The organism is Acidobacteriota bacterium (assembly GCA_030697165.1).
Classification (GTDB): Bacteria; Acidobacteriota; Vicinamibacteria; order Vicinamibacterales; family UBA2999; genus 12-FULL-67-14b.
This window is the reverse complement of the sequence record JAUYQQ010000005.1, coordinates 14,185-31,969: the sequence shown is the minus strand read 5'-3', so window position 1 is coordinate 31,969 and position 17,785 is coordinate 14,185. Positions and strand designations below refer to the sequence as shown.

The following is a 17,785-nucleotide window of genomic DNA, read 5'->3' as shown; positions in this document are numbered from 1 at the left end:
AGCGTCGCTCGGCGAACTGGTGTCTGACGAGTCGCGCCGCTGGTCAATCCGTGTCCAATCTGTGACCACTCTGTGACCAATCTGTGGCGGTATTTATCTGTGGCTGGCCGGCCCCAACTTGCGGTTGAAGAAGTCGGCCGAGGCCTTGTAGGCCCTCACCCAGTTCTGGTGTCGCAGGAAGTCGTGGACTTCGTCTGGAAAGACCAGCGGTTCGACCTCGACGTTGCGTTTGCGTAACGCGACGATCAAGTTGATTGACTCGATGAACGAGACGTTGCGGTCGTCATCGCCGTGGATCAGCAGCACTGGTGACTTCCAGCCATCGACGGTCGCCATGGGCGAGGACGCGAACGCCGTGCGCGAGAAGTCCGGGTCGTCCAGCACGTTGTATTCGGGAATGAACGTGCGGATGCCCTGGTTCCAGTCGTGCACGCCGTGGATGTCCACGCCCGCCGCGAACAGATCCGAGGCGCGCGACAGGCCCATAGCCGTGAGGTAGCCGCCGTACGAACCGCCCCACAGTCCGATGCGCGACGGGTCGACGTCGGCTCGGCCCTTCATGTAAAGGCCGGCGCCCATCACGTCGTTGAATTCAGCGCCGCCAGTCGCCCCGTAATTCAGCGCCTCGCGAAACTCGAGACCGTAGCCAATTCCGCTGCGGTAGTTCACCGACAGCACCACGTAGCCCTGGCTCGCCAGCCACTGATTCATCGCGTAGGCATTGCGGTAGTAGTAGTTGTAGTGCCAGGTGAGCAGCATCTGCCGCCGCGATCCGCCGTGGAAGAAGATCACCCCGGGCCGCTTCTCGCCGGCTTTCAGATCGCGCGGCACGAACAGCTGCGCGGGAATCGGCATGCCGTCGGTCGCGGTCACCGTGACCGCCTGTGGCTGCACCAGGGCGGCCGGGTCGAAGCCGGCCGGCAGCAGGTTCTCGAGCAGGTTGTGTGCCAGGCCATCGGGCTGGATCACCATCACGTGTGGCGGCATCTGCGCGTCGGCGTGCAGAGCCGCGACATGCCCGTCGCTCGTGATCACCGGCTGCCATTCGCTGCCGTTTGACTTCACCGCGTTACGCGCCGGGTTGGCCGAGCCGTCCACCGGCACGGTCCAGACATGCCGCCGGTCGATGTCGTCCTGGTTGGAGTTGTAGATCATCCGCGTCCGGTCGGGCGAGATGTTCACGTACTCGACCTCGAAGGCGCCGGGCGTCAGCAGCGTGGCCGCTCCGCCGGAAGGATCCCCGCTGCCAATCTTCCCGCCGGGGGCGGGAACAGAGTACAAATGCAGCCAGCCGTCCTTCTCCCACGGGAACACCAGCCGGTCGCCGGCGCCCCAATACAACTGGCTGTCCGACACCACGCCCTGGAACGCGCTGCCGTAGCCGGCATCGGCCTTCCAGGCCTGGCGGGCCTGCCCCGTCTTCACGTCGGCGACGCGAATCGACCACGGCTCGTCAACGGTCCGCCGTGGCGAGAACATGCGGGCCCGGGGCGCGGCGCCCTGCCGAATCCAGGCCAGGCGCGAGCCGTCGGGCGACCACGCCGGGCTGCCATCGCGATCGAGGGAGGGATCGAGGTAGCGCAGCTCGCGCGACGCCAGCGTGAACACGCCAATGTAACTGTGGGTGCCTCGGCCGCTCGAGAAGGCCAGCATCGAGCCGTCGGGCGACCACGCCAGCCCCGACGCGCTGCCGCGCGCGTTGACCAGTTGGGCCGGCTTGTCAGTGGCCAACGCGAGGTCGGCGCTCCAGATCTGTCCGCGGGAGACCCAGGCGACACGCTGGCCCCGGGGCGATGGAACGGGCCCGCTGCCGGCGCCCAGTCGGCGCGGCGTACCGCCAGCGGCGGGAACCGCGAACACCGCTTGCTCGGTGCCGTCCTGCAACTGCGCGGGATTGGGCGACTCGCCCTGGCGATTGGCGCCGTCGCCGCGCACGAAGACGAGGGTGCCGCCATCGCTCGTCCAGCCAAGGTCGGTGATCCAGAGACCGTCGTCGCCCGTGTAGGTGGTGACCGCGCGCCACTGGTGATCGGTGCGTCCGGCCATCGGTCCGGTGCCTGGTGACGGGTCGGCGACCAGCACGTTGTGCACGCCGGTGTTGCTCGACACCCACGCGATCCGCCCGCCAGTGGGTGCGGCCACCAGGTCGGTGGGGAACGGCGTTGCCATCAGCGTCTCGATCGAGAGGGACGGAGCCTGCTGCGCCGCTGGAACCGTGCCGAGTGCGGCGATCAGAGCAAGGCCCGCGAGCAATTGCGTTGAACGTGTCATGTCAGTCACTCCGCTTCCAATTCTTGACTCCACAGCCGCTCGTTCTTCAAGTTCCAGATTGCCGCCGTCATCCGCTTCGTACGCGGATCGATGGTCAGCGTCCCGAAGAACTGCAGGCCTTCACTGGGCGGCCGATTCGGCTTCAAGTTGGCGGGGACGCTGTTGAAGACCTGCGTGCACCCAAACGTGGGGTCGGCGACGCTCGACCCAAACGTGCCGGCGTGCAGCGGCCCGCCAACGAACTCCCAGAACGGCGTGAAGTCCTTGAACACGGCCACCTTGGGGTCGTAGAAGTGCGCCGCGGCATAGTGGACGTCGGCGGTGACCCACACCACGTTGTGCACGCGTTCGCGCTTGATGAACGACAGCACGTCGGCCAGCTCGTGCTCGCGGCCAAGCGGCGCTCCCGGGCCGTTCGCCCACCCTTCCCACGCCGGCACGCCGTCCTTCTGGCCATCGCCGATCAGCAGGCCGAGCGGCATGTCACTGGCGATGATCTTCCACGTGGCGGTCGACGCGGCGAGGTTCTGCTTGAGCCATGCCACCTGCGCCGGGCCCATCATGCGTGTCGCCCGGCTGGGCGTCTCTTCTCGGTTCGCACCATTGGCGGCGCGGTAACTCCGCTGGTCGAGCACGAACACTTCGGCGACGGGCCCATATCGATAGGCACGGTAGACACGCTCCGCTTCGTCCGGGTGCGACCGGATCGGCAGGTACTCGAACATCGCGCGCTTGGCGCGGGCCGCGAGCAGTCCGATGCTGCGCTCGGTGTAGCCCGGCCGAATCGACAGGTCCGTGCCGGGGCTCCAGTTGTTGATCACCTCGTGATCGTCCCACTGCACGACCATGGGCACCTGGCTGTTGAACGCGCGGGCATGCGGGTCGAGCAGGTTGTAGGCGAAGTTGCCGCGGAACTCGTCCAAGGTTTCGGCGACCTTGCTCTTGGCCGGCGTCACCAGGTTCTTCCAGGTGGAGCCATCATCGAGCGTCACTTCGGCCGCGAGCGGACCGTCGGCATAAATCATGTCGCCGGAGTGGATGAACAGGTCCGGGTGGTGCCGCGCCATGGTTTCGTACAGGCGCATGCCGCCGAAGTCGGAACTGAGCCCCCAGCCCTGGCCGACGACGTCGCCGGACCAGCAGAAGGTGAGTGGGCGAGCGGCCGTGGGGGCGGCGCGGAATTGGCCGGTGACCGGAGCACTGCGCAGGCCCGGCCGCGCGAGGTCGTCGAACCAGACGCGATAGAACACGGGCTCGCCGGCGGTGAGCCCGCCGAGATCGAGCTTGGCCGTGAACTGGCTGTTCTCCAGCGCGACCGGCCCCTCGATGAGTCTCGGAGACGTGAAGCGCTCGTCACGGGACAGCTCCAGCATCATCCGCGCCGGGCGATCGGCGGCGCTCCACATCATGGCGCGGGTCGCCGTGACATCGCCGACCTGCACGCCGCCCGGCATGGCCGGCGCGGCCGACTCCTGCAGCACGCGGCTCATCACCGCTGGGGCGGCGAACAAGCCGGCGGTGGTGGACTGCAGAAACGCGCGCCGGTTCATGCCCATGATCCTGCGACTGAGTGCCTAATCCTCAGGCCCGCCCGGCAGCAGTGGCTCGAGCTCGAGCGTCTGCGCGCCGTTCTCGGTGCACACCGCGTAATTGGTTTCGCCGGCGTGATACATCGCCACCCCGGCATACTCGCCGCGCTTGTTCAGCGCGAAGAAGCGGATGTTGAAGTTGGGGTTGCCCTTCGCGTTGAGCAGCCGCGCCTCGACGGTATTGGCGCGGATGCGCCTGAGCGCCTCCATCCCCGCGTCCTTCGGCGACAGGCCGCGGCGCATGCCCTCGACGACCAGGAACGACGACAGGTTGTAGAGGTTGGCTTCGCCGCGACCGGTGGATCCGGCGGCGCCGACCTCGTTGTCCACGTAGAGCCCCGCACCCAGGATGGGGGAGTCGCCGATGCGCCCAGGAATCTTCCACGCCAGGCCGCTGGTGGTGGTCACGCCGCAGAGGTCGCCGGTGGGGCCGATGGCGTCGCAGTTGATGGTGCCCCAGAAGCTGCCTTCGCGGATGAGACCGTCGCGAACCATCGAGCGTCCGGCCGCGAGGCCGCGCGCGGCCAACTCGCCCGGGTCCTTCTCATGCCGCGGCTTGGGCTTGCGCCCGTCGCCGTTTGGATCGAGCCAGCGTTCGGGATCGAGGCGGCGTTTCCACTCACGCCACAGCTGGCGCGAATTGTCGGTGTTGAGGTCGTCTTCGATGGTGAACCCCATCGCGCGCGCGAACTGCTGAGCGCCGTCACCGGCGAGCAAGTGATGGTCGGTGTGATCCATCACGGCCTGGGCCACGAGCGACGGCGTGCGGACGCCCTCGATGCCGGCCACCGCACCGGCGCGTTTCCTGGGGCCGTGCATGCACGACGCATCCAGTTGAATGACGCCGTCGGCGTTGGGCAACGATCCGTAGCCGATGCCGGTCTCGAGCGGATCCAGTTCGGGGATGTTGACGCCGGCGATGAGCGCGTCAAGGACGTCCTTGCCCTCGGTGATCAGCCGGAAGGCGCGCTGCACGGCGTTCTCGGCGCCGCCGTTCTTGAACTCCCATCCCGAGAAATCGGAGATGACGACGGGGCGCACCGTGCGCTGGATGAGCAGTTCCGCCGACAGCGGCGAGGCCGCGGCCAGGGTGGCGGAAGCGGTCTTCACGAAATCGCGTCTGGTAATCATGGTGTGGCTCCACGCCGCATTCGGCGGCGGGCCCCATGCTACCTCAGCGCCGCGATCGTGACAGCAGGGCGCGTGCCCGGCGCCTTGCGGTCGCCCTGACGGTGACCGGCACCGCCTTCGCCCCAGCCGCCCGGCAGGCGCGGACGAGGCGGCGCAAGCCCTGCAGCTTTCTGCGGCACGATTCGCACCCTTGTAAGTGCGCTTCGCAACGCCGGCATTCGGCCGTCGAGAACTCGCCGTCCAGGTACTGCGACCAATGCAGCGGCGTGACCCGGCAGTGTGCCGTCGCCGCCGGCGTCTTCGCCTTGCTCATGCCAGCGCCTTGCGCAGGAGCGTCCGTGCCCGGTGCAGCCGTTGTTTCACGTTGTCTTCGGAAATGCCCACCACCTCGGCCACCTCGCGCGTGGACAGGCCTTCGACGTCTCGCAGGAACGCCACCAGCCGGTAGGGCCTGGGCAACGAGCGGAACGCCTCGCGAAAGCGATGCCGCTGCTCGCCGGCGGCCGTCTGCTCTTCGGGGTTCGGCGCCGCCGACGCCACCTGCTCCGCGCGATCCTCGTCGAGCGAGGCCAGGTGCAACGGCTCGTGCGCGGCGGTGCGGCGCGACATCAGGCACGAGTTTTTCACGGTGCGATAGAGCCACGTTCGAAAGGCGTCGGGTTGGCGGATGCGGCGGGCGCTCTTGTAAGTCTGGAGCAGCGCGTCTTGCATGGCGTCTTCGGCGTCGGCGGCGTTACCGCAGACGAGCAGGCTGAACCGGTACGCCAGGGCCTGGACGTCGGTCAGCAGCTCTTCCATGGCCGGACCATTGCCGTCGCGGCCGATTTCGGCCAGCAAGGCGGCATAACGGGCGCGGTCGGCCTGATGGGGGTCTGACAGTGATTGCGCCATCTCGTGTGCTGTCAACATGATAGCCCGAGCTGTCACCTTTCCGCGGAACCCTGCATCTCTGTGGGCGATGCGATTCACCCTTTCCCTCTCCCTGGCCGCCAGTCTGCTGGCGGCCGCTACCGTGTCAGCCCAGAGCGTGCTGACCTTGGACGAAGCCACGGCCCAGGCCATCGGCGGCAACCGCGCGCTTGAGGCGACCCGCTCGAGCGCCCGAGAGTCCGCCGCGCGCGAAGACGAGGCCAGGTCCGGCTTCTTCCCCCGTCTCTCGTTAATCGAGTCATGGCAGCGCGGCAACAACCCGGTGTTCGTCTTCAGCTCGCTGCTGTCGGCACGCCAGTTCGGCGCCCAGAACTTCGCCATCGACGCCCTGAACCATCCCGAAGCGACGGGCTTCTTCCACGGCGCCGTGGCGGTCGACCAGGTGCTTTTCGACGGTGGCCGCACGGGCGGTGGCGTCGACCTGGCGGCGCACGCACGCAAGTTCGCTGAGGCCGGTCGCGACGAGCAGGCGCTGGGGCTCACGGTGGATGTGGCCCGCGCCTACGGCCGTGTGCTGCGCGGTGACGCCGAGGCCAAGGCCGCTGCCGCCGCGGTCACCGCGGCGCAAGAAGACGTGACCCGTGCCGAGCGCCGGCGTGATGCCGGTACCGTCACGGAGGCCGACGTGCTCTCGATCACCGTGCACCTTGCCGCCATGCGCCAACGCGCGATCCATGCGGCCGGCGAGGCGGCCATCGCGCGCGCCGAACTGAACCGGCTCCGCGGCGTGGCTATAGATGCTGATTTTGCGGTGCAGGAACCGGCGCCACCGGCGCCGGCGGCACTGCCCGCGTGGCCCGCGCTCGTCGCCGAAGCCGAGGCCGGACGGCCCGAGTTGCAACGCGGAGCCGCCGCAGTGGGCATGGCTGAAGCCGGCCGCCGCCAGGCCAAGTCCGCCTGGTGGCCGCAAGTCGCGGCGCAGGCCGCTTACCAGTTCGACGGGATCTCGTTCGCCGATCGCGCCTCGGCGTGGACGATCGGCGGCGAAGTGCGCTGGTCGCTGGCGACCGGCGGCGCCGCGCAGGCATCGGTGCGCGCGGCCACCGAAGCCGAGCAGCGCGCCCGGCTCGCACACGAAGACGCGCGGGCCGCCGTGCAGGTGGACCTGCGCGCCGCGCTCAGCCGGCTGGCGTCGGCGACCGCGCGCGAAGACGTGGCCAGGGCCACCGTCGCCCAGGCCCGGGAAAGCCAGCGCATTGTCCGCAACCGGTATGACGCGGGCATGACCGGCGTGTCCGACGTCCTGGGCGCGGCCACCGCCGTTCTCGAGGCCGAGACCTCGCGGTTGTCGGCGCTGGTCGATCGCATCGAAGCACACGCGGCGCTCAATCGGGCGCTCGGAAGGAGACCGTAACGTGAGGGGCATCGTGAAAGCAGCGGCATTGGTGATGATGGGCGCGGGCGTCGTGACGCTCGCCGCATGTGGGGCGCCCGCCGAGAAACCCGCGGAGCAGCCGCCGGCCTCGGTCGCCGCGTCGCTCGGCCGTGTCGAGGCCGTGGACTGGCCCTCGACCTACGAGGCCGGCGGCGTCGTCCGCGCCCGGCAGGTCGCGGTGGTCTCGAGTCGCGTGGTCGCTCCCGTGGTCGAGGTGCGCGTGAAGGCCGGCGACCGCGTGACCCGTGGCCAGGTGCTGATCCGGCTCGACGCCCGCGAAGTGGGTGCGCAGGCCACGCGGGCGTCGGCCTCGGCCAGCGGCATGCGCCTGTCGATCGAGGCCGCGCAGGCCGAGCGCCGCTCAGCCGAATCGGCTCTGGTGCTGGCCCGGGCCACGCACCACCGCGTGAAGGGCCTCGTCGAGACGAAATCGGCGACCGCGCAGGAACTGGATCAGGCCGTGGCGGTCCTGGCCGGCGCCGAAGCGCGCCTCGCCGGCGCGACCGCGCGCGCGGCTGAAGCCGAAGCCGGCCTGGCCGCCGCCAGGGCCGGCGAAGAAGTGGCGTCGGTAACCGCGTCCTATGCGGTGCTGACGGCGCCCTTCGACGGCCTCGTGTCGAACCGGCAGGTGGATCCCGGCAGCATGGCCGCCCCGGGCATGCCCCTGTTAACCATCGAGGACACCTCGGCCTACCGGCTTGAAGTGCGCGTTGATGAATCGCGCGCTCACCTGGTGCCGCCGGGCACTGCCGCTGAAGTGCGGATCGACCGCGGTACCGCCGGGGAGGATGGCTGGGCGCCGGCCAACGTCGTTGAAGTCGCGAGCGTCGATCCGGCCCTTCACAGCTTCGTGGTGAAGCTCGACCTGCCCCAGTCGGCGGGCCTCCGGTCCGGCGTCTTCGGGCGCGCGCGGGTCATGGGCCCCTCCGAACGCGTGCTGGCCGTGCCGGCCACAGCGGTGGTGCGGCGCGGGCAACTGACGCTGGCGTTTGTCGTCGATACCGACGGCGCCGCGCGCCTGCGAATGCTGTCGCCGGGCCGCGAGAGCCAGGGCCGCATCGAGGTGCTCGCCGGCCTGAAAGAAGGCGACCGCGTCGTGCTGACGCCGACCGACGCGATCGCTGACGGCACGCCGATCACCGGCGCCGCGGGAGCACGTCAATGAGCGCGCCGCGCGGGATGGCCGGCAAGCTGGCGGCCGCATTCATCCACTCTAAGCTGACGCCGCTGCTGATCGTGGCGTCCCTGTTGCTGGGCGTGTTCGCCACCGTGGCGCTGCCTCGTGAAGAAGAGCCGCAGATCATCGTGCCGATGATCGACGTATTCGTGGACCTGCCCGGCGCGTCGCCCGCGGAAGTGGAGCAGCGCGTGACGCGGCCGCTCGAAAAACTTCTGTGGGAAGTGCCCGGGCTCGAATACCTCTATTCCACCTCCAGTCCCGGCCGCGCGATGCTCGTCGCCCGCTTCCTGGTTGGCGAAGACGAAGACCGCGCGCTGGTGCGGCTCAACCAGAAGCTGGCCACCAGCCCCGAACTCGTGCCGGACGGCGCCTCGGCGCCGATGGTGCGCGCGCGTTCGATTGACGATGTGCCGGTCATGGCGCTGACGCTGTGGGGCGAGGGCTACGACGACCAGCAGTTGCGGCGGCTGGCGGCGCAACTGCAGGAATCGGTCAAGGAAGTTCCCGACGTGTCGGAGGTCACCATCATTGGCGGCCGGCCACGGCAGGTGAGCGTCGATCTGGATCCGTCGGCGCTGTCGGCGCGCGGGCTCGACCCGCTGCAGGTGCAGCAGTCGCTGGTGCGGGCCACGGCCCGCGGCGTTACGGCCGACCTGGTGTCGGGCAACCGCAGTACCCGCGTCGAAGCCGGTGGCTACGCGACGACCGCTGGTGAACTCGCCGCCCTCGTGGTGGGCTCGGCGGGCGGACCGGTGCGCCTGCGCGATGTCGCCACCGTGACGGATGAAGCCGGCGAACCCACCGACTACGTTTATTACCACCCCAAACGCGGCCAGGCCTTTCCCGCGGTGACGCTGTCGATTGCCAAGCGGCGTGGCGTGAACGCCATTGAACTGACCCGCGCCATCGACCGCAAGGTCGAGACGCTGCGCGGCTACATCCTCCCGCAGGACCTGCAGGTCACGGTGACGCGCAACTACGGCGAGACTGCCGAGCACAAGTCGAACGAACTGTTGTGGCACATGCTGATCGCCGTGATCTCGGTGTCGGCGCTGATCTGGTTCGCGCTGGGCCGCCGCGAGTCGCTGGTCGTGCTGACCGCCATTCCGGTGACGCTCGCCCTGACGCTGTTCGTGTTCTATCTCTATGGCTACACGCTCAACCGCATCACGCTGTTCGCACTGATCTTCTCGATCGGCATCCTGGTGGACGATGCCATTGTGGTGGTGGAGAACATCGTGCGGCACATGCGCCTGTCGGGCGGCAGCCGCTCGATCGAGGACGTCGCCATCCGCGCAGTCGATGAAGTGGGCAACCCCACCATCCTGGCCACGCTGACCGTGGTGGCGGCGATCCTGCCGATGGCCTTCGTCGGCGGGCTGATGGGTCCGTACATGCGGCCGATTCCGGTCGGTGCCACGGCCGCCATGCTGTTCTCCTTGGTGGTGGCCTTCATCGTCACGCCGTGGGCCGCGGTGCGCCTGCTCAAGCAGCCCACCGGGCATCACCACGAAGTCGACGACCGGCTCACCGCGCTCTATCGCCGCGTGATGGCGTCGCTCATCACCAATCCGACCAGCCGGTGGGGGTTCCTCGGTGGCGTGGCCGCGCTCCTCGTGGGCGCGATGGTGCTGGTGCCGGCGAAGCTGGTGACCGTGAAGATGCTGCCGTTCGACAACAAGAACGAGTTGCAGGTGGTGGTGCGGATGCCCGACGATACCCCGCTCGAGACGACCGCGCGCGTGTCGTCGCTGCTGGCTGACGAGTTGCTGCGCGACCGCGACGTCGTCAGTGTGCAGAGCTACACCGGCACGGCATCGCCGTATACCTTCAACGGACTGGTCCGTCACTACTTCCTGCGGCGTGAGCCGCACATGGCCGACCTCCAGTTGATGCTCACCGCGAAGGACGAGCGCAGCGACCAGAGCCACGCCGTCGCCGGCCGGTTGCGCACGCAACTGCAGCCGTTGGCGAAGACGCTGGGCGCCGAGGTGCAGGTGGTGGAGATCCCGCCAGGACCGCCGGTGCTGCAGACGCTCGTGGCCGAGGTGTACGGACCCGACCCCGACAAGCGGCTGGCCCTGGCCAAGCAGGTGCGCGACGTGTTCACTGGCACGGCCGGTGTCGTCGACGTGGACTGGTACGTGGAGTCACCACGGCCGAAGACCCGGCTCGCAGTCGACAGTGAGAAAGCGGCCGCGGCCGGGGTGTCAGCGGCCGAGGTGATGGCGGCGGTGCGAATGGCCGGCGCCGGGTCGCCGGCCGGATTGCTGCACGACCCCGCCTCGCGAGAGCCGGTGCCGGTGGTGATGCGGTTGCCGCGCGCATCGCGCGGTTCGGGCGCGGCGGTGTCGGCGCTGCGGCTGGGCGGCGGCGTGTCGGTGGGGGAACTGGTCGAGACCAGCACCGGCGTCGAAGACATCAGCATTTATCACAAGAACCTGCTGCCGGTGACGTACGTTACCGGCGACGTGGCGGGCGCGGTGGAGAGCCCGGTCTACGCCATCCTCGACATGAACCGCGCGCTCGAGGCATTGCAGTTGCCCGAGGGCTACGGCTTCGAGATCTTCAACACCCGGCAGCCGTCCGACAGTTCGAAGTACGCCATGAAGTGGGATGGTGAGTGGCACATCACCTACGAGGTGTTCCGCGACCTGGGCATCGCCTTCGCGGCCGTGCTGGTGCTGATCTACATCCTGGTGGTCGGCTGGTTCCAGTCGTTCATCACGCCGGTCACCATCATGCTGGCGATTCCGTTCTCGCTGGCCGGCATCCTGCCGGCGCACGCGGCGATGGACGCCTTCTTCAGCGCCACCTCGATGATCGGCTTCATCGCCGGCGCCGGCATCGTCGTCCGCAACTCGATCATCCTGGTGGACTTCATCGAACTGCGCGTGGCCGAGGGCATGCCGCTCGAAGAGGCCGTGGTCGACGCCGGCGCGGTGCGCTTCCGTCCCATGGCCCTGACCGCCGCCGCCGTCATTGTCGGCTCGGCGGTGATGCTTTCCGACCCGATCTTCCAGGGCCTGGCGATCGCGCTGATGGCCGGTGAAGTGGCCTCGTTGCTACTGTCCCGCATGACGGTGCCGATCACCTATTACTTGACGCACCGCAAGCCCGCGGTGACGGCGCCCGTGTTGGTAGAACCCGCCGCGGAAGGCGCCTGAGGACGACATGACGATACTGCCCAAGAAGATCCTGGTGGCCGTGGACTTTGGCGACGCGTCAGCCCGCGCGGTGGCGATTGGCGGCGAACTCGCCGCGCGCACCGGCGCCGCGCTGTGGCTGATGCACGCCGAGTCGCTCGATGTGCCGCCGTACTTCACGCCCGCTCAGTTGCAGGCACTCGAAGGCGAGGAGCGGGCCAACCGGAAGCGAGCCGGCGAGTTCCTGCTGAAGTTCGGCAAGCGCCAGACGACCCAGGCGTTCACGACCATCGTCGAGAGCCGGACCGCGGTCGATGCCATCCTGCACGCGGCAAGAGACGCGGACCTGATCGTGATGGGGACCCATGGCCGGCGGGGGCCGTCACGATGGTGGCTGGGGTCGGTGGCCGAGCGCGTGCTGCGGGAGACGCCAATACCGCTGCTGGTGGTGCACGCCAGTGAGGCGGCGGACCGACCGCAGGAGTTGTTTGCCCGCGGCTTGCTGCTGGTCGATGCTCACACCCCGGCCGAGCGCACCCGGCAACTCGCCGGCGAGATTGCCGCGCGGGTCGGCGGCACCGTGACCGAAGTGGCTGGCGAAGATGCGCCGGCCGCCCGGGCCCGGGTCAATGCCACGTGGGCGGCCATCCCGGTGCCCGTCCCCAGGACCGCGAACTGGCGATCGCATGTTGGCGAGCCGTTGTTACAGAATTGCGCGATTCCCGTGCTGTTCATTCCCGAGGCCGGCGGAGGGCCTGTCCGATGACCGTAGAACCGATGTTGCGATTGATCGCCGGCGCCTTCGTGATGGCCAGTGTGCTGTTGGGGATGTATGTGCATCCCGGCTTCCTGTGGTTCACGGCGTTTATCGGGCTCAACCTGTTCCAGTCAGCGTTTACCCGCTGGTGCCCGATGATGGCCTTCCTGCGCATGGCCGGCGTCAAGGGCTGAAGCGCGGGCCGGCGGGCCCGCAACGGCCGGAGTACAATCGGCAGCTTCATGCACGTAGCCGCCATCATTGCCGCCGGGGGCCGGGGCGTCCGGCTCGGCGCCGATCGCCCCAAGCAGTTTCTTGAACTCGGCGGACGTTCCATTCTCGACTTGAGCATCGACGCCCTGGTGGCGAACGATCGCATTCACGAGATCGTGGTGGCGGTGCCGCCGGATCACCTGGCGAGCGCGGCCGCCGCCTGGGCGGGCGGCGCCGGCAAGCCGCTGACATTCGTGGCGGGCGGGGCGCGCCGGCAAGACTCGGTGAGCCAGGCGTTTGCGAAGACCGCGGCCACGGCCGACATCATCCTGATCCACGACGCGGCGCGTCCTTTCGTGACGGCCGCCGTGATCGACCGCGCGATCGATGCGGCCATCGCCCATGGCGCGGCGATTGCGGCCATCCCGGTGCGCGACACGGTCAAGCAGGCTGGGCCCGGCATGGCCGACGGCTCGCGGCCGATCACCGCGACGGTGCCGCGCGAGTCGGTGTTCCTCGCCCAAACGCCGCAAACCTTTCGCCGTGACGTGCTGGCCCGCGCGCTGGCCGCCGGCAGCGAGACTGACGTGACCGACGAGGCCATGCTCGTCGAGCGCCTCGGCCTGCCGGTTCACATCGTTGAGGGCGATCCAGGAAACATGAAGATCACGACGCCAGAAGATCTAGCGACGGCTAAAGCCGTCGCTCTCCAGGCGGGCCGACGTTCGGAGGGCGATGGCTTTAGCCGTCGCCTTATCCGCATCGGCAACGGCTACGATCTGCACCGGCTGGTCGCGGGCCGGCCGCTGATCCTGGCCGGCGTGACCATTCCGTACGAACTCGGCTTGGACGGCCACTCCGACGCCGACATCGTCTGTCACGCCGTGACCGACGCGGTGCTCGGCGCGGCAGCCGCGGGCGACATTGGCCGGCTGTTTCCGGATACTGATCCGAAGTGGAAGGGCGCCGACAGCATCGCCTTGCTGCGCGGTGCGCTCGCACACGTGCATGCCGCCGGCTATCGCGTTTCGAACGTGGATGTGACGGTGATTGCGCAGAAGCCGAAGCTGCTGCCGTTCTTGCAGGCGATGCGGGAGAACCTGGCCGCCGCGCTACAGGTGGAGGTGGCCGCGGTCAGCGTAAAAGGGAAGACCAATGAAGGGGTCGATAGCATGGGCCGCGGCGAAGCGATGGCGTGCCATGCGATTGCGCTCCTGACTGGCGCTTAGAGCGCAGCAAGGTGCCAGGGTACCAAGGTGCTAACGGTGCCAAGGTGCTCGCACTTTGGCACCCTGGCACCCTGGCACTTTGGCACTTAGCTCCCCGGCGTCATGATGTGCGCCGCGGTCGTGCCCGCGGCCATGATCCACGCGCCGCCCATCTTGTTGTTGTCCGGAAGGCCCAGCGATGCTGCCGTGGCGCCCGGCACCGCGATCGTGACGTGCAAGCGGGTGGCGGTCGCATCCTTGCCCTGCCGCGTGAAGAACACCGAGCCGAATTCCGGCTTCACCCGCGTGCCGGCCTTTTCGAGCTCGGTCAAGGCCGCTTCTCGGGCCGCGCGATCGGCGATCTTCGCTTCGTAGATCTTGTTTTGCTTGACGCGTTCGAGATTGCCAACGCTCGTGCACTGCGACGAGACCGGCTGTTCGCCGGCGTCGCCGGACTGGTCGTAGCACATCAGCCGGTTGGTGCCGGGACGGAGCGTGTCGTACGAGCCGTCCGCCTTCCACTTGATGACCATCGCGCCGTCGCGCATGTTGGCCGGGGCGGCGGCGAGCGCCGCGTCGTGCGGGCCGGGGGTCGCGGCGGCCGTCGGGGCCTGCGCGAAAGTGGGGCTGGCCAGCGCCAGCAGGCCGGCTGCCATCAGGATTGTTCGTTTCATGCGTAACCTCCAGGTCACAAACTTCCGAAGGCGCCGAATCGCGCCCCAAGGAGGATACGCCAACGGCCTCGATTCAAGCTGATAAGATCGGCCGCACCTCATGAGAGTCCGTTTTGCCCCGTCGCCCACCGGCCACCTGCACGTTGGCAATGCCCGCACCGCGCTCTTCAACTGGTTATTGGCCCGCGGGCAGGGCGGCACGTTCATCCTGCGGATTGAGGATACCGACCTCGAGCGTTCGACGAAGGAATCGGAGCAGGCCATCCTGGCCGATCTGCGGTGGATGGGCCTGCAGTGGGACGAAGGCGTGGAGGCCGGCGGCGACTACGGCCCCTATCGGCAGACCGAGCGCATGCAGACCTATGCCGATCATGCAGCTCGACTGTTGGCCGAGGGGAAGGGCTACTACTGCTTCTGCTCCGCGGAGACGCTCGACGCGCAGCGCAAGGCGCAATTGGCCGCGTCGCTGCCGCCGAAGTACGCCGGCACCTGCCGCGATCTGCCGCGTCCCGACGCCGAGGCGCGCCGTGCCAATGGCGAGGCGGCCGTCATCCGCTTGCGCGTGCCCGAAGGGCGCGAGGTCACGTTCAACGACGTGGTGCGCGGTCCGGTCACGTTTCACACCGACGTGATCGGCGATCCGGTGCTGGTGCGCTCCGATGGCATCCCGGCATACAACTACGCCGTTGTCATAGACGATGAGTTGATGAAGGTGACGCATGTGATTCGCGGCGAGGATCACATTTCGAATACGCCGCGGCAGATCCTGCTCTACGAGGCGTTCGGCTACACCCCGCCGGCGTTTGCGCACCTGTCGCTGGTCATGGGGCCGGACCACGCGCCGCTGTCGAAGCGGCACGGCGCCACCTCGGTGCGCGAGTTCCGCGAGAAGGGCTACCTGCCGGAAGCGCTGGTGAACTACCTGGCGCTGATCGGCTGGTCGCCAGGGCAGAACGAAGAGTTGTTGCCGGCCGACGAGCTGGCGCGCCGCTTTCGCCTGGAGAGCGTGGCGCACAGCGCCGGCGTGTTCGACGAGGACAAGCTGGCGTGGGCGAATCGTCACTACCTGAAGCTGTGCCCGGCGGGCCGCCTGGCGGACCTGGCCGAGCCTCACTTGCGCGCGCGCGGACAGATCGTCGGTCCCGTGTCGGCTGAAGGCCGCGCGTGGCTTGAAAGCGTGTTGCCCGCGATGGCGACGTCGGTGGATCGGTTGCCGCAGCTCGCCGATCGGCTCGAGAGTGTGTTCCTCGAGGCCGCGGCGCCGCTCGAGAACGAAGCTGGGCTGCCGGAAGTCGCCGCGGCATTGGCGGCGGAACTGTCGAGTGGCTTGCGGCTGGTGGACAAAGAGACGTTCCGCGCCATGGCTGGTCGTGTGAAGGACCGCACCGGCCTCAAGGGCAAAGGGCTGTTCCACCCGATTCGCGCGATCCTGACTGGCGCCGCCGAAGGCCCCGAACTCGATCTGATCGTCCCGGCCATCGATCGGGCTGCCGACCTGCGCAACTCGGGACTGGCGCCCGTGGCGAGTTGCCAGGAGCGGGCCGCGTTCGCGGCGAGGATGTTGGCGTGAGGAGAATTACCATGGACCACGATCACTCGAACACTCAAGTTAGTCGCCGTGACGTCCTGCAGATTCTGACGGCCCTGGGATTCTCCGGTGTCGTGGCTGCGGACCTGGCGGCGCAGGCCACGCCGCAGGTGACCGGCGCGGCGCTTCGCAGCGCGGCGTCGTTGCTGTCGGGAAGCTTCGATGAGCAGCGTCTCGAGGTGAGCCGCATCGCGGTCCAGCGCAATCTCGATCAGACCCAGGCCGTTCGTGACCTGGCGATTCCAGACGCGGTCGAGCCGGGTCTGGTGTTCCTGGTGAGGCGCTAGTCATGGCACTCGACGCGGCCGTCCTGTTTCAATCCGCGGCGGAGCAAGCCGCGCTGATCAAGGCGAAGAAGATCTCGCCGGTGGAACTGACCAACGCGTATCTCGCGCGGATTGAGGCGCTCAATCCGAAACTGAATGCGTTCATCACGGTGACGCCCGAGCAGGCGCGCGCGGCCGCCGCCGCCGCCGAACAGGAGATCGTGCGCGGACGCTACCGCGGCCCGTTGCACGGCATTCCCTACGCGCCCAAGGACATCCTGGCCACCAAGGGCATTCGCACCACGAACGGTTCCAAGGTCACCGCGACGCAGGTGACGGATTTCGAGTCCACGATCACCGCCCGGTTGGCCTCCGCCGGCGCGATCCTGGTCGGCAAGCTGAACCTGCTCGAGTTCGCCATGGGGAGCGGCGTGGTCTCGGGCTTCGGTCCGTCGCGCAACCCGTGGGATCCCGCACGGACGCCCAGCGGGTCCTCGAGCGGATCGGGCACGGCGCTCGCGGCGCACATGGTGCCGCTGTCCATCGGCACCGACACCGGCGGCTCGATTCGTGGTCCAGCCGCGTTCTGCGGCATCGTCGGATTGAAGCAGACCTATGGCCGCGTCAGCCGGCACGGCGTCACCACCCTGGCGTGGACGCTGGATCACGCCGGGCCGATGACGCGCAGCGTCAAGGACGCGGCCGCCATGCTGCAAGTGATCGCCGGCGCCGATCCGTTGGATCGCACCTGCACGCGCGACGCGGTGCCGGACTACGTCCAGGCACTGGGCGGCGGGTTGAAAGGCATCCGGATCGGGGTCCCGACACGGTACTTCACCGAGGGCGCACAAGCGGACAGCGCGCGTGCTTATGCTGAGGCCGTGGCCACGCTGCGTTCGCTCGGCGCCACCGTGGTGGACGTCGACGTGCCCCACGCGCAGTATGCGACGTCGGCTGGTTGGATCATTGCGATGGCGGAAGCCGCGCAGTATCACGAGAAGCGCCTGCGCGAGACCCCGGAACTGTTCGACCCGATCGTCCGCGAGCGGCTGGATGCGGCGCGGTTCTATCCCGCCACCGACTACATCAAGGCCCAGCGCATTCGGACGATGCTGATGGACGAGATGGCCGCGGTGTTCACCAAGTGCGACTGCATGGTGGTACCCGCGAACACCGCGGTGGCCGGTTTGCTCGAGACTCCCGAGGCGGCTGCCACCGACGTCAAGCCGGGCTCGACCCCGGCGCGCTTCCGCGGCGGCAATTCGTTTCTGGGCAACATGACCGGCCTGCCCGCGCTGGTGCTGCCGTGTGGCTTTTCGGCCGGACCGCCGGTGCTGCCGATCGGCCTGCAGCTGTATGGCCGCGCCTTTGACGAAGCGACGCTGTTGCGAATTGGCGACGCCTATGAGCGCGCGACCGAGTGGCACCGCCGCCGGCCACCGATTTAAGCAACACAG

15 protein-coding genes are annotated in these 17,785 nt (G+C 68.4%); 9 read left to right on the top strand and 6 right to left on the bottom strand.

What is annotated here, in order from left to right; all coding sequences use genetic code 11:
• Nucleotides 1–93: 93 nt before the first annotated feature.
• From Q8T13_06065 to Q8T13_06045, 5 genes are read right to left on the bottom strand one after another with little or no spacing between them, the layout of a single operon-like run.
• Nucleotides 94–2,271, bottom strand: coding sequence for a prolyl oligopeptidase family serine peptidase (locus tag Q8T13_06065; GenBank protein MDP3717317.1), 2,178 nt, complete (start codon nt 2,269–2,271; stop codon nt 94–96).
• Between the two features lie 5 nt (nt 2,272–2,276).
• Nucleotides 2,277–3,821 (bottom strand): alkaline phosphatase D family protein, encoded by a 1,545-nt coding sequence (locus Q8T13_06060; GenBank protein MDP3717316.1) that lies wholly within the window; start codon nt 3,819–3,821, stop codon nt 2,277–2,279.
• A gap of 24 nt (nt 3,822–3,845) precedes the next feature.
• On the bottom strand, nt 3,846–4,991 hold the full coding sequence (locus tag Q8T13_06055) for a N(4)-(beta-N-acetylglucosaminyl)-L-asparaginase (GenBank protein ID MDP3717315.1): 1,146 nt from the start codon (nt 4,989–4,991) through the stop codon (nt 3,846–3,848).
• A 43-nt stretch (nt 4,992–5,034) separates the two neighbouring features.
• Nucleotides 5,035–5,304 (bottom strand): zf-HC2 domain-containing protein, encoded by a 270-nt coding sequence (locus Q8T13_06050; GenBank protein ID MDP3717314.1) that lies wholly within the window; start codon nt 5,302–5,304, stop codon nt 5,035–5,037.
• On the bottom strand, nt 5,301–5,900 hold the full coding sequence (locus Q8T13_06045) for a sigma-70 family RNA polymerase sigma factor (protein MDP3717313.1): 600 nt from the start codon (nt 5,898–5,900) through the stop codon (nt 5,301–5,303). The genes Q8T13_06050 and Q8T13_06045 overlap by 4 nt, the downstream gene beginning before the upstream one ends.
• Before the next feature lie 49 nt (nt 5,901–5,949).
• Between Q8T13_06045 and Q8T13_06040 the strand changes: the two genes are divergently transcribed.
• From Q8T13_06040 to ispD, 6 genes are read left to right on the top strand one after another with little or no spacing between them, the layout of a single operon-like run.
• Entirely contained in the window at nt 5,950–7,275 is a 1,326-nt protein-coding gene (locus Q8T13_06040; GenBank protein ID MDP3717312.1) for a TolC family protein, read from the top strand.
• Between the two features lies 1 nt (nt 7,276).
• A complete protein-coding gene (locus Q8T13_06035; GenBank protein MDP3717311.1) occupies nt 7,277–8,461 on the top strand; it encodes an efflux RND transporter periplasmic adaptor subunit in 1,185 nt (394 codons plus the stop codon).
• The gene (locus Q8T13_06030; GenBank protein ID MDP3717310.1) at nt 8,458–11,643 is read left to right on the top strand and encodes an efflux RND transporter permease subunit; all 3,186 of its coding nucleotides are present in this window, start codon (nt 8,458–8,460) and stop codon (nt 11,641–11,643) included. The genes Q8T13_06035 and Q8T13_06030 overlap by 4 nt, the downstream gene beginning before the upstream one ends.
• A gap of 7 nt (nt 11,644–11,650) precedes the next feature.
• On the top strand, nt 11,651–12,388 hold the full coding sequence (locus tag Q8T13_06025; protein ID MDP3717309.1) for a universal stress protein: 738 nt from the start codon (nt 11,651–11,653) through the stop codon (nt 12,386–12,388).
• Complete coding sequence (locus Q8T13_06020; GenBank protein MDP3717308.1) at nt 12,385–12,573, top strand: DUF2892 domain-containing protein; 189 nt, start codon at nt 12,385–12,387, stop codon at nt 12,571–12,573. The genes Q8T13_06025 and Q8T13_06020 overlap by 4 nt, the downstream gene beginning before the upstream one ends.
• A 48-nt stretch (nt 12,574–12,621) precedes the next feature.
• Nucleotides 12,622–13,821, top strand: a complete 1,200-nt coding sequence (ispD, locus tag Q8T13_06015; protein ID MDP3717307.1) for a 2-C-methyl-D-erythritol 4-phosphate cytidylyltransferase — start codon at nt 12,622–12,624, stop codon at nt 13,819–13,821.
• An 86-nt stretch (nt 13,822–13,907) separates the two neighbouring features.
• On the opposite strand, the gene Q8T13_06010 is transcribed toward ispD, so the two are convergent.
• Nucleotides 13,908–14,474 (bottom strand): hypothetical protein, encoded by a 567-nt coding sequence (locus Q8T13_06010; GenBank protein ID MDP3717306.1) that lies wholly within the window; start codon nt 14,472–14,474, stop codon nt 13,908–13,910.
• Between the two features lie 100 nt (nt 14,475–14,574).
• On the opposite strand from Q8T13_06010, the gene gltX reads away from it, so the two are divergent.
• Genes gltX through Q8T13_05995 form a run of 3 tightly spaced genes read left to right on the top strand, consistent with a single transcriptional unit; the run spans nt 14,575 to nt 17,776 of the window.
• Nucleotides 14,575–16,044: a glutamate--tRNA ligase gene (gene gltX / locus Q8T13_06005; protein MDP3717305.1), complete on the top strand. Its 1,470-nt coding sequence runs from the start codon at nt 14,575–14,577 to the stop codon at nt 16,042–16,044.
• Nucleotides 16,041–16,349 (top strand): hypothetical protein, encoded by a 309-nt coding sequence (locus tag Q8T13_06000; GenBank protein MDP3717304.1) that lies wholly within the window; start codon nt 16,041–16,043, stop codon nt 16,347–16,349. Before gltX ends, Q8T13_06000 begins: the two co-directional genes overlap by 4 nt.
• 2 nt (nt 16,350–16,351) lie before the next feature.
• Entirely contained in the window at nt 16,352–17,776 is a 1,425-nt protein-coding gene (locus tag Q8T13_05995) for an amidase (GenBank protein MDP3717303.1), read from the top strand.
• Nucleotides 17,777–17,785 lie beyond the last annotated feature (9 nt).

Excerpts from the sequence above, each read along its gene's own strand:
- Q8T13_06065 (MDP3717317.1), bottom strand. The coding sequence starts at position 2,271 with ATGACACGTTCAACGCAATTGCTCGCGGGCCTTGCTCTGATCGCCGCA.
- Q8T13_06060 (MDP3717316.1), bottom strand. The coding sequence starts at position 3,821 with ATGAACCGGCGCGCGTTTCTGCAGTCCACCACCGCCGGCTTGTTCGCC.
- Q8T13_06055 (MDP3717315.1), bottom strand. The coding sequence starts at position 4,991 with ATGATTACCAGACGCGATTTCGTGAAGACCGCTTCCGCCACCCTGGCC.
- Q8T13_06050 (MDP3717314.1), bottom strand. The coding sequence starts at position 5,304 with ATGAGCAAGGCGAAGACGCCGGCGGCGACGGCACACTGCCGGGTCACG.
- Q8T13_06045 (MDP3717313.1), bottom strand. The coding sequence starts at position 5,900 with ATGTTGACAGCACACGAGATGGCGCAATCACTGTCAGACCCCCATCAG.
- Q8T13_06040 (MDP3717312.1), top strand. The coding sequence starts at position 5,950 with ATGCGATTCACCCTTTCCCTCTCCCTGGCCGCCAGTCTGCTGGCGGCC.
- Q8T13_06030 (MDP3717310.1), top strand. The coding sequence starts at position 8,458 with ATGAGCGCGCCGCGCGGGATGGCCGGCAAGCTGGCGGCCGCATTCATC.
- Q8T13_06025 (MDP3717309.1), top strand. The coding sequence starts at position 11,651 with ATGACGATACTGCCCAAGAAGATCCTGGTGGCCGTGGACTTTGGCGAC.
- Q8T13_06020 (MDP3717308.1), top strand. The coding sequence starts at position 12,385 with ATGACCGTAGAACCGATGTTGCGATTGATCGCCGGCGCCTTCGTGATG.
- ispD (MDP3717307.1), top strand. The coding sequence starts at position 12,622 with ATGCACGTAGCCGCCATCATTGCCGCCGGGGGCCGGGGCGTCCGGCTC.
- Q8T13_06010 (MDP3717306.1), bottom strand. The coding sequence starts at position 14,474 with ATGAAACGAACAATCCTGATGGCAGCCGGCCTGCTGGCGCTGGCCAGC.
- gltX (MDP3717305.1), top strand. The coding sequence starts at position 14,575 with ATGAGAGTCCGTTTTGCCCCGTCGCCCACCGGCCACCTGCACGTTGGC.
- Q8T13_05995 (MDP3717303.1), top strand. The coding sequence starts at position 16,352 with ATGGCACTCGACGCGGCCGTCCTGTTTCAATCCGCGGCGGAGCAAGCC.